This window comes from Candidatus Desulfolinea nitratireducens (assembly GCF_982879505.1).
Genome location: NZ_CEYOSI010000049.1, coordinates 6,516 through 18,396 on the forward strand (window position 1 = coordinate 6,516; position 11,881 = coordinate 18,396).

The 11,881-nt window shown below is 46.0% G+C and carries 10 protein-coding genes; 6 read left to right on the forward strand and 4 right to left on the reverse strand.

Annotated features, from left to right (window positions below; translation table 11 throughout):
- The first annotated feature begins 197 nt into the window (after positions 1-197).
- Genes AC3DOM_RS06305 through AC3DOM_RS06315 form a run of 3 tightly spaced genes read left to right on the forward strand, consistent with a single transcriptional unit; the run spans position 198 to position 2,860 of the window.
- Positions 198-413: a hypothetical protein gene (locus AC3DOM_RS06305; RefSeq protein ID WP_487918181.1), complete on the forward strand. Its 216-nt coding sequence runs from the start codon at positions 198-200 to the stop codon at positions 411-413.
- A 21-nt stretch (positions 414-434) separates the two neighbouring features.
- The gene (locus AC3DOM_RS06310) at positions 435-896 is read left to right on the forward strand and encodes a nuclear transport factor 2 family protein (RefSeq protein ID WP_487918182.1); all 462 of its coding nucleotides are present in this window, start codon (positions 435-437) and stop codon (positions 894-896) included.
- A gap of 53 nt (positions 897-949) precedes the next feature.
- A complete protein-coding gene (locus AC3DOM_RS06315; protein ID WP_487918183.1) occupies positions 950-2,860 on the forward strand; it encodes a DUF5671 domain-containing protein in 1,911 nt (636 codons plus the stop codon).
- A 5-nt stretch (positions 2,861-2,865) separates the two neighbouring features.
- On the opposite strand, the gene AC3DOM_RS06320 is transcribed toward AC3DOM_RS06315, so the two are convergent.
- From AC3DOM_RS06320 to kamA, 3 genes are all read right to left on the reverse strand, one after another.
- A complete protein-coding gene (locus AC3DOM_RS06320; RefSeq protein ID WP_487918184.1) occupies positions 2,866-3,522 on the reverse strand; it encodes an NBR1-Ig-like domain-containing protein in 657 nt (218 codons plus the stop codon).
- 81 nt (positions 3,523-3,603) lie between these two features.
- The gene (locus tag AC3DOM_RS06325; RefSeq protein WP_487918185.1) at positions 3,604-4,287 is read right to left on the reverse strand and encodes an NBR1-Ig-like domain-containing protein; all 684 of its coding nucleotides are present in this window, start codon (positions 4,285-4,287) and stop codon (positions 3,604-3,606) included.
- 11 nt (positions 4,288-4,298) lie between these two features.
- Complete coding sequence (gene kamA / locus AC3DOM_RS06330; protein WP_487918186.1) at positions 4,299-5,639, reverse strand: lysine 2,3-aminomutase; 1,341 nt, start codon at positions 5,637-5,639, stop codon at positions 4,299-4,301.
- A gap of 291 nt (positions 5,640-5,930) precedes the next feature.
- Here kamA and AC3DOM_RS06335 point away from each other — a divergent pair, with 291 nt between their 5' ends.
- From AC3DOM_RS06335 to AC3DOM_RS06345, 3 genes are all read left to right on the forward strand, one after another.
- Positions 5,931-7,019 carry a PIN/TRAM domain-containing protein gene (locus tag AC3DOM_RS06335; RefSeq protein ID WP_487918187.1) on the forward strand — a complete coding sequence of 363 codons (1,089 nt, stop codon included), beginning with the start codon at positions 5,931-5,933 and terminating at the stop codon, positions 7,017-7,019.
- Positions 7,020-8,411, forward strand: a complete 1,392-nt coding sequence (cysS, locus tag AC3DOM_RS06340; RefSeq protein WP_487918188.1) for a cysteine--tRNA ligase — start codon at positions 7,020-7,022, stop codon at positions 8,409-8,411.
- 205 nt (positions 8,412-8,616) lie between these two features.
- Entirely contained in the window at positions 8,617-10,950 is a 2,334-nt protein-coding gene (locus AC3DOM_RS06345) for a Lon protease family protein (protein ID WP_487918189.1), read from the forward strand.
- Positions 10,951-11,006: 56 nt separating this feature from the next.
- Here AC3DOM_RS06345 and AC3DOM_RS06350 read toward each other — a convergent pair.
- The coding region (locus tag AC3DOM_RS06350; RefSeq protein ID WP_487918190.1) for a putative bifunctional diguanylate cyclase/phosphodiesterase at positions 11,007-11,881 on the reverse strand (875 nt) is incomplete at its 5' end.

An 11,881-nucleotide genomic window follows, 5' to 3' on the forward strand; every position in this document is an offset into this window, starting at 1 on the left:
GTCAAGGCGATGGAATTGCGCGGCTGGGTTTAAAGGCTTTCCCCCCTCTGCCCTAAAGGGCATCTCCCCCGCAAGCGGGGGAGATAAAGCAAAACATAAAAGCCTTGCGAAAAATTTCTTGCAAGGCTTTTATATATCCCCTTTTACAGAATATTTGTTCTTGCATTTTATTGAAAATATCATACAATTGGAGTACCATGACTCCAGAAACCCTGCGCATTATCCTATTCAGTTTTTTGATCATCCAATTTCTGCTGGCTATTTTTTATTTGCGAGGCCGCAAGCTCAGTTTTGGCGAATATGCCACTTGGGAATTATTCGCATTGCTGATCCCCGCACTAGGCCCATTTCTCGTGATCGCCTTAAGGCCAGGGCAACGTTCCAGTAAACGGAGACAAATCCCTCTTCCCTAATATAACGTACGGAGGTATTCCATGAAAGAAGATCGTTTTCTAACCGTCATCCTGGTAGTAATCGGCCTGCTTGTGGCCTTATCCCTGGGTGTTTTCTTTTTAAAAGAGGATACAACCACTTACCTTTCTGATAATACCCCCGAGGGCATCATCCACAATTATATTATTGCTCTGGAACAAGGGGATTATGAAAGAGCATATGACTATTTGGCAGATAAGAAAAATAAGCCCGACTACGACGAGTTTCGTCAGGACCTATTCATAGATAGAAACGGAAGAAGGGGCTTACAGATCGGTGAAGTTGAGATCAGCGAAGACACGGCTTCGGTATCGATCACCATTACTGAGAGTAACAGAGGGCCATTTTTTGACCAATACAGCTATTCTGAATCTGCGTTATTAATTAAGCAGGAGGGTGAATGGAAAATATTCCAGATGCCTTATTCTTATTGGTCCTGGAATTGGTATCAGGAAGATAATTAGAAACATCCCACCCTGGCCCTCCCCTTTTGGGAGAGGGGATTCGGAGGTTTGAAATGAAAACAATTCGTCGTTTATATTTCTATGCAGTCGCGTTCATCAGCATGGAAGTGGTGCTCTGGGGATTGATCGGATTGGCTCGCTCCATATTTTCAGATTCAGTTGGCGGCGGTGTGGATCAACTTGCACAAGCCCTCGCGTTGATCCTGGTCGGTGTCCCGGTTTTCGGGATCCACTGGTGGGCAGCGCAGCGCAGCGCTAAAAAAGATGCAGGCGAACACGAATCTGGCGTGCGTGCCTTTTTCCTTTATGCGGCATTGCTTGCGTTGCTCGTTCCCCTCGTGCAAAATGGTCTGGCCTTTCTCAATCGGTTAATACTGACTGCCTTCGATCTATCTGTATCGCGGGCAGTTTTTGGCGGTTCTCAAAACCTAAGCGATAACCTGATCGCTGCCTTGATGAATGCCTTATTAGCAACTTATTTCATCTCTGTTCTACGTGCGGATTGGCAAAGCGTAAAAGATAGTATTTCGTTACAAATTACCCGCCGCATTTACAGATATATCTGGGTATTCTATTCACTGATTATGTCGATTGCGGGCGTGCAACAGATATTGCGCTACCTGCTAAGTCCTTCGGCTACCAGTTCCACATACTACACTGATGATGTTTGGTTTGCCAATGGTCTTGTGTTGACTCTCGTCGGTGTGCCGCTCTGGCTCTGGACCTGGAAAGTTGTCCAAGATTCGACCAGCGACGAAGCTGAACGCACCTCTTTACTTCGTTTGGGTGTGCTCTATCTACTCTCTTTATCAGGTGTGATCTTTGTCCTCTCGGTCACGGGGATTGTCGTTAATAATTTTCTGCAAATGATTCTTGGCGAAATCAGCAGCTTCCAGGAATTAATGCGCGAAATTAATGAGCCCCTTTCCATTGGCATCCCGCTTGGGGCAGTCTGGGCCTATTATGGATATTGGCTCCAACGTGATCTCGAGGCCTTACCAGATGCCCCGCGTCGTGCCGGGATGAATCGGCTCTACACCTATATTCTTGCTTTGATCGGGCTGGGAGCAACTTTCACCGGCATCACCTTGCTGCTCTCATTCGTCATCGACACGACCATCGGCACGGGTGTTTGGGTGGGCAATTTACGTCCACAGCTGGCTTCATCACTGGCAACACTAATCGTTGGGCTGCCCCTCTGGCTGCTCACCTGGCGCCCAATGCAGGCTGAAGCCTTTGCTTCTGACGATGCTGGCAACCATGCGCGCCGCTCGCTTGTCCGAAAAACCTATCTCTATCTGATTCTCTTCATCGGCGTGGTGGGCGGAATGATCGCCGCTGTACAATTGGCATCACTACTTTTTGAAGCACTACTTGGCGCAACTCCCAGCGGGTTCACCACAGATCTATTAAATACCCTTCAAATGCTGATCCTTTTCGGCGGCTTGCTGGCCTACCATTGGCAAAGCCTGCGGCGGGACGGGATGCATGCCAGCGAAAATCTGGAGAAGAAACATGCCGATTTCACTGTCATGCTGATCGACGATGGGAGCGGTACGCTCGCCAATCAACTTGCTGCCGCCATGGAAAAAGAATCTCGACAACTAAAATTGCTCATTCATCCAGCCGACAAATCCATCCCTGCCAAGACGGGAAAAAGCGTCCAAGCGGTGATCCTGCCAGAGAATCTGGCTCTTGAACCAACGGAAAAGTTAAGGGCATGGCTGCGTCAATTTAACGGGAGCAAGCTGATTATCCCGAGTGAATCGAGTGAGGCATCCGACTGGCTCTGGATGAAAAGTGCATCAGACGCGGCGAAAGCCGTCCGCCAATTGGCAGAAGGCGAAAGGTTAAAATTAGCCAGTAAGTCGCCGGGCTGGATGATCGTAGTTTATATTTTGGCAGGAATGATGGGTTTGGAGATATTATTCTTCTTGCTGGTGATCGTGTTTGACGGCTTCTAGATCAGCTACTTCACCACATATATCTGATATTTAATTTCGCAAAAATCATTGATGCCTCTGCGCATTGTCCAGGTGGATGAGTATCTACCTGGCTCTTCAGGAGCAAACAACGCAACTCTAAATTCACCTATTTCTCCGGCATTGGTAGTCTTTTCTATTAGAACTCTTTTTAATATATAGTATTCTGCCCCTTTGATATGAGCTAGTTTTGTATCCCCACCACTCCATATTGTGGTGCCTATATTCTTTACGTGTAAGGTCCAGGTAAACTCTTTATTTTTCTTCACTTCAAAACCACTTGCAGGCGATGAGCCAACAACTTCACATGAATACAGGATATCGCCAGAACCACTCGTAACATTGGTTGGCGTAAGTGAAGGAGGCATGGTTGCGGTCGGCACAGGAGTGAGAGACGAAACGATAAAGCTTGTAGATGTGGCGATGGGAGTAAATGTGGCAAACAATTTTGTAGGTGTTGGAGGGATAAGTGTTGCCGTTGGGATCACTGCTTCTGCTGCTGCTGTCTGTGCCTGTATCACGGCATAGGTCGCCGCCACGATAGTCTCAACAGAAACAAAAGGTGCCTCCGGTGTAGTAGGCATACAGCCAGAGAGAACAAGAACCAAGACTATAAGAGTATAGATAGAAGATTTGTTTTTCATCTCGGCTGCCTCCTCATCTCTGGCTGTAAATTCGAATATGCATAAGTGCAGATTTTTTAAGTTTATTCTATGCAAATATGCTTATTTCACATTGATCGCAACGTAAGGCCAGCAAAAGCCTCCTTGAAGTTTGAAGGTCATCACATGGAAACCTTTTCCAGCAGGCGTTGTTGCGTCGTAGGGGCCAACACTGAATCGGTCTCCTGGTTTCATTTCTCCGAGCTGCAAGGTGGTAAAGCCACCGTTAATCCAATCGGTACCATCTGTACTGGAAAAGAAAACAAGATCGTAACCAGCCGGCCAGGTCTCTGTGCCTGTATTTTCAATGGTGAATTTAATATCAAATGGGTCACCGGGGCGCAATTCAGTATTATCAAAGGGGCGTTTGATTAGATCTGGGTCACAGTTTTCCTTCAGAGGGGTATATGTCGTGCCACCACCACCACCGCCACCGCCGCTTGCCACGGTAGCAGTCGGCACGAGAACAAGAGGTGTGATGGTTGGAACGAGAGTGAGGGTTGGCGTGGGAGTAGGGGTACTAGTTTCTTCAGATACCACTGGCGTTGCTGTCGCTTGCGGAGCAGCAGCAGCATTTTGGGTCGCCTGGGCGTTCAGGGCCTGTGCAACGGCAGTTTCGATCAACTCTGCGGCCTGGGTCGAATTAATAGTTGAGCCATCCGTTGCTCCGGAAGGGAAACAAGCTGAAAGTAAAAAAGCGGCAGCCAAAATCATGGTAACAAAACTATATTTCTTGAGCATATTCATAGGTACTCCTTTTATGAATCTTTTTCAGATTTCCCACTTCCAATGCCCAGCGGCTGCCACTTCGCATCGTCTTTAAGACGATGCTGGATACCGCCGCGCTCATGAAGCAGGTCGAATCCTTCTGGTTTGATAAACATCTGTTCGCCATCCAACAATCCCGCAATTCCGCTTTGCCCAGGTTCAGGACGTTTGTTTTGACAATAGGCACAAGTCTTTGGATTATGGTGTTGATATTCTGAAGGTTCTTCATAGGTTGTAATATAACCTTCATAATTACGCAAGACTATTTTATGATCCGACGAACTCAGCAAATAATTGGGCTGAAGCGGGATTTTACCACCTCCTCCGGGCGCGTCCACAATGAATTGGGGAACTGCATAGCCAGAGGTATGCCCACGTAAAGCCTCAATGATCTCAATTCCTTTGGCAACTGGTGTACGAAAATGGCCAGCGCCTTCAACAAGATCGGCCTGGTAAAGATAATAAGGTCTCACACGGATCCGGACCAACTTTTGTACCAGGTCTCTCTGAATATGAGAGCAATCGTTGATACCTGCCATCAACACAGATTGATTTCCCAAAGGAATGCCTGCCTTGGCAAGTTTGTCGGTGGCTTCGGCCAATTCCTCTGAAATTTCGTTGGGATGATTAACATGGATATTCAACCAGAGCGGATGATACTTCTCAAGCATTTCGGTCAATTCACTGGTGACGCGCATCGGCAGAAAAACCGGTACACGCGAACCGATTCGAATGATCTCAATGTGGGGAATTTCGCGCAATCGACGCAAAATCTCTTCAAGGATTTTTGGCGCCAGCACAAGCGGATCACCACCAGAGAGCAACACATCACGTACCTGAGGTGTGTTTTTGAGATATTCAATTTGCTGCTCAAACTCATCCCGAGAGAAAGTCGCAGAGGGGTCACCAACAATACGAGAGCGCGTACAATAACGACAATAAGTGGCACATTGTGTGGTGACAAGCATTAACACACGATCCGGGTAACGATGTACCAATCCTGGAACGGGAGAATGCTTATCTTCTGCAAGAGAATCTTCCATCATCGCAGTGAAGGGAACCATCTCAGTTGCCGTGGGGACAACCTGCTTGCGGATCGGATCATTCGGGTTGTCGGGATCAATTAGAGAAATAAAATAAGGCGTAATATCAACCCGAAACAAGTTTTGGGTCGCGAGTGCTTTACGTTCACTATCGGTCAATTTAAAAACTTTTTCGATCTCTTCAACAGTGTTCAAGCGATGGCTCAGTTGCCATCGCCAATTATTCCATTTTTCGTCAGGGATGTCATCATAAATCGGAGCACGACGGGATGTAAATTTTGCAATCATTTTTTCTCCATCTAAAGGCTAATTAATATAGGCAGATAACAATCTCTCTCAGGTTAATAATAAAACGGCGGATCGTGATCTGGGCGATAGAAGCCTCCAGAGACAGGGAAGTAACTCACTAACATAGCTGGATTGTACGAGAAAACAGAAAGAGGGTCAATGAGCGATTCTACAAACAAAATTTATGTTTTTTCATAAACATCATAAAGAAGCATATGATTGACGGAGAGTAACAGGCATGCTATTATCCAAAAGCATTTTTTATTTTTTTATTTTTCTGGAGGCCTTATTATGAGTGTGGAAATTATTTTCCGTCTTTTTGGCATGGCAGGTTTGACAATCGCGGGCGCATATGCAGGGATTGAACTCGGTCAACTTAACGAATCTTTGACGACAACTTACGTAATTACCTTTGCGCTAATAGGTGCGTTGATCGGGCTAATCCTGACGCCTTATGTCACAACGCGCCCCATGCGAACTCTCCGCTCCTTGCTGGGACGGATCGCCGCTGAAACACTATTCGCCGCATTGATGGGACTTTTTTGCGGGCTGATTGTCGCTGCGCTTTTGGCATTCCCTCTTTCGACGCTGCCCAATATTATTGGGGATATTGCTCCTTTCGTGGGCGTTTTAGTCTTTGGATATTTGGGTGTTTCCATATTTGTAATGCGTCAAGGCGACATCATGGGTATGATCTCATCCATAACAAACCGCGGAGATAATACCGATAGCGGAAATGGCAATGGGAACAGTTGGTCAAAGATAAATCGCACTATTTTGCTCGATACAAGTGTGATCATTGACGGGCGGATTTCTGATATTGCCAGCACCGGCTTTTTGCCTGGCATCTTGCTTATTCCGCGTTTTGTATTAAACGAATTACAGTATGTCGCCGATTCTCCAGATGGATTGCGCCGCCAACGTGGCCGCAGGGGTATGGAAGTACTCTCTAATTTGCAGAAAGACTCAAACGTGATGGTACGCATCAGTGATATTGACGTGGACGGTGTTCGGGAGGTGGATAGCAAGCTGGTTGTCCTCGCGCGACAACTCAAATGTCCAGTGCTGACCAACGACTATAACCTAAATCGCATTGCTGAGCTGCAAGGCGTCACCGTTCTTAATATCAACGAGTTGGCGAATGCAGTCAAATCAGTAGTACTTCCTGGAGAGTTCCTGCACATCAATATTATTCAAGAAGGCAAAGAACGCGATCAGGGTGTCGGTTATATGGAAGATGGTACCATGGTTGTCGTCGAGAATGGACATGATGAGATCGGCGAATACAGCGATGTCAGCGTAACGAAAGTGCTTCAAACTGCTGCTGGACGAATGATCTTCGCTCGCATAAGTGAACAGGTTGATAATAAGGAAGAATAAATGCTGCGCCTATATAATACCCAATCCCGTAAAAAAGAAGAATTCAAAACCATTGAACCAGACAAGGTTCGCATGTATGTTTGCGGACCGACCGTTTACGATAATGCCCACGTTGGGCACGCTATGTCAGCATTGGTTTTCGATATTATTCGCCGCTACCTGCAATATCGTGGTTACGACGTCAAATTTGCAATGAACTTTACCGATGTCGATGACAAGATCATCAACCGCGCCAACGCCAAAGGCGTTGATCCCTTTGAGCTAGCTGAAGGCTATATTCAGGATTATAAAGATCATCTCAACGATCTGAATATCCTCCCCGCAACCGTCAATCCGCGTGCCACCGAACCTAAAACAATGAAACAGATCCTCGCCATGATCGAGGGACTGATCGAAATAGGCTATGCCTATACTGCTGAGGGTGATGTCTATTTCCGCGTCCACAAGGATGATGATTATGGCAAGCTCTCCGGTCGTAAACTGGATGAGATGCAGGCAGGTGCACGTATCGCCGTTGAGGATATTAAAGAAAACGCCGGGGATTTTGCCCTCTGGAAAAACGCCAAAGAGGGAGAACCGGCCTGGGATACTCCCTGGGGAAGTGGTCGCCCCGGCTGGCATATCGAATGCTCGGCCATGTGCCTCCACGAACTCGGCGAAAGCATCGACATTCACGGCGGCGGCAACGACCTGATCTTCCCCCATCACGAAAATGAAATTGCCCAATCCGAATCCTTCACAGGCAAAGCATTCTCCCGCTACTGGATGCATAATGGGATGTTACAACTCTCTGGGGAGAAGATGTCCAAATCAATCGGCAATCTGGTTACGATCAAAGATTTCCTTGTCGATCATGAAGGCGACGTGATGCGGATGTTGGTCCTGAACGGCAATTATCGTAGTCCCCTGGCATTTACGGATGAAAGTATTGCTGCGGCTGAAAATGGGATCAAGCGACTCAAATCTGCATTTCGACCTGCTACCGCCAATGCGACCGGGACAGAAACCGAAGCATTAACCGCCAAAATAGAGGCCACGCAAGCAGCCTTCACCGAAACAATGGATGACGATTTCAACACCGCTGGCGCACTCGGCTATCTCTTTGAGTTGGTCCGCCTGGTCAACTCTGCACGTGATGCAGGTGCAACCGACGACCAACTCCAGCCTGCCCAAGAAACCCTGCGTGAACTAACCGGTGTTCTCGGCCTTGAATTGGCTGAGAAAGAAGGCTCTGGTGATGCCGATAAATTTATCGACCTGCTTGTCGAAGTGCGCAGCGAAGTCCGCACCCAGAAATTATGGGCACTCTCTGACCAAATCCGCGATAAACTCAAAGTATTGGGTGTGAATATTGAAGACAGTAAGGACGGTACGAGCTGGCGCTGGGAATAAAACATCTTAATCTACGCCTTCCCTCACACAAAAATCGCGCTTTTTAGCGCGATTTTTTTTATAATCCGTTGTAGTTACGACTTTAGTCGCTACTACCAAAAGAGGAAATAAATCCCCTTTTCAAAACATCAAACCAGAAGCTTTTAGGCTAATAAATTCCCAAAATGGTATACTCCCAAAGGGCAGATGGGAGAAAGGAAAAATCATGATTGAAGAACTGGCAGTCAGCAAATTACACAATACCTGCGATCCACTTTCGTTGAGCTGTAAAAGTAGTGCTGATGTTAAACCCCAAAGAACTATTTTTGGCCAGGAACGGGCCGTTCACGCCATGCGCTTTGGTCTGGACATTCAAGATCATGGCTTTAATATCTTCGCTGCTGGTGTCTCGGGAACAGGGCGCACAACAGCAGTAGAGCGTTTTTTGGAGAGTATTGCTACTAATAAAAAAACGCCTTCAGATTGGTGCTATGTTCACAATTTTGATGATAACTACCGTCCCCATGCCATTCGCCTGCCCGCTGGCAGAGCATCCGAATACGAGAAAGATCTGGAATCATTAAACAAATCGGCTACGGCAGATATTCGAGCTGCTTTTGAGGGTGAGAGCTATCGTACCCAGCTTGAGGCTACTCTTGGGGGTTTTCAAGAGCAAAAGGAGCAACTCTTCAAGGAGCTTGGCAAAATCTCAAAAGAGAAGGGCTTCGATTTGCAAATGTCCGCAAGGGGAATTATGGCCTTACCGCTTAAAGAGGGTAAGCCTATCAGCGAGGAAGATTTTCTAAAACTGGATGAGGCTGAACAGGAGCAATTCCTCAAGAAACAGGAGCAACTTCAGGGCGAGATAGAGGCGGCTGTACGTCAAACACAGGAATTGGATAGTAAAGCGCAAGAAGCACATGCCCAACTTGACCAGGAAGTGGCACATTTTGTGCTTCATCATCTCGTAGATAATCTAAAAGAAAAATACAAAGATATTCCAGATGTATTATCTCATCTGGATTCCCTTCATCATGATGTGCTGGAAAATCTTTCGCAATTCAAAACAGAACTAAAAGAGGAGACTCAACCGAAGTCTGCCCCGGCAAAACCACAGACAAATAAATATCAGGTAAATTTGCTGGTCGATAACTCTAAAGTTAAAGGGGCACCTGTTGTAGTAGAGCTAAACCCAACCTATACAAATCTCTTTGGGCGCATAGAACAAGAAGCCTTTATGGGGGCGTTGGTAACAGATTTCACTTTGATTCGAGGTGGATCCCTACACCAGGCAAATGGTGGCTATCTCGTATTGCCCGCTGAAGATGTGCTCAAAAACCCATTTACCTGGGAGAGCCTGAAACGTAGCTTGCTCAACCGTGAGATCAGCATTGAGCAACCAGGGGAACGTTCCGTTTTCACAACGAAAAGTTTACGTCCAGAACCTATCCCGCTAAATGTGAAGGTGATCTTAATTGGTCGTCCGGATACATACCAATTATTGCTGGCGCATGATGATGATTTCAGGGAAATGTTCAAAGTGAAGGCTGATTTCGATTCACAAATGGAACGAAACGATGAGCGCATTCAGGAATATGTCTCTTTTGTTTGTACGCTTTGTGAATATGAAAATCTCAGGCATGTTGATCAATCTGGTCTGGCGCGAATTGTTGACCATGGTTCAAGATTGGCTGATGACCAAAGAAAACTTTCCACAAGATTCGGCGATCTCGCTGATGTGATCCGCGAAGCAAATTATTACGCTGGAAAGGAAAACGCTGAGCTCATTACAGCTAGCCATATTAATAATACGATTGAAGAACGTTATTACCGGGCCAGCCTGATACAGGATCGTTTGCGGGAGAGGATTGCTGATGACAAGATCAAGATTGAAGTCGGTGGGGAGAAGATTGGGCAGATCAATGGTCTATCTGTGTTGCAATTAGGCGATCTCAGTTTTGGACAACCCAGCCGGATAACGGCCAATATTGGGCTGGGAAAGCAGGGCGTGGTCAACGTTGAGCGTGAAGCCAATATGAGCGGCCCGACCCATACAAAAGGTGTTCTGATCATCTCTGGATATCTGGCTCAAAAATTTGCCCGGAATAAACCGCTGAGCTTGAACGCGCACCTGGCATTCGAACAAAATTACGGGGGCATTGATGGTGACAGCGCCTCCAGTACGGAGTTATACGCTATTTTGTCTGCATTGGCAGAGGTTCCGATCAAGCAGGGAGTTGCGGTGACTGGGTCCGTTAACCAAAAAGGGGAGGTGCAGGCGATTGGTGGGGTCAACCAAAAAATCGAAGGTTTTTTTGAAATTTGCAAACTCAAAGGTTTGACAGGCGATCAGGGAGTGATGATCCCGGCCAGCAATGTAAATAATCTGATGTTAAAGCAAGATGTTTTAGATGCTGTAAAAAATGGTGAGTTTCACGTCTGGGCTGTCGAAACCATTGAAGATGGGATCGAGGTACTGACTGGTGAATCAGATACCATTTTTGAGCATGCAGACAAACGACTGAGAGAAATGGCAAAGGATTTGGCAAAATACAGCTAAGGACCCGAACTCCAAATAAGGATTTATTGCGAAATTATTCTCAACCAGAGGGTAGCTCATTCAATATGTTGTTTGGCTAAAAGGTTTATAAACTTGTTTTGGTCAAGAGATGGTTTTAAAAGATATCCCTGAACCAAATAACAACCACTGGCCCTCAGGAATTCTAGCTGAGTCCTGTTTTCAACTCCCTCTGCAATTACCTCTAAACCTAAGTCAGCCGCAATTGAAATTATGCCTGTTAATATTGGCGGGCTCACCTTCGGATTTGAAATTCTATGGATAAAGGAACTATCAATTTTTAATGTGTCAAACGGAAGACTTTCTAAATGGCATAAAGATGAATAGCCGGTACCAAAGTTATCAATCGCTAACCGGATACCTAAGGATCTTATTTCTTTTAGAACAGAAACAGTTTGGTCATAATTCTCAAAAATAGTACCTTCTGTGATCTCCATTTCAAGGCAATTTGGGTTGATCTTTGAGGTGGTAATGATTTCATCAAGTTTTTTTATAAAATGGGGGTCTTTGATTTGGCGCCCCGAGACGTTTACCGATATTCGAACTCTTTGCCGGGAAGAATTTTCAAAATTATTTTGAAGCGATAGCACATCCTTAATCACCCATTCCCCAATTGGGATGATCATCCCATTATTTTCTGCAACAGAAATAAACTCGCGTGGTTTGATGAGCCCTTGTTGGGGATGTCTCCATCTAATTAACGCCTCAGCGCCAAATACTTTTTCTGTGCGAATATCATATTGGGGTTGGTATTCAAGATAGAATTCATTATTATCATGTGCAGTTTGTAAGTTTTTGCTCAGTGCTATATTTTTGAGGATCTCCGATTTCATTTCAGGCCTAAAAAAGGAGAAGGAATTCTTGCCCTCTGATTTAGCATAATACATCGCTATATCTGCGTTTTGCATTAACT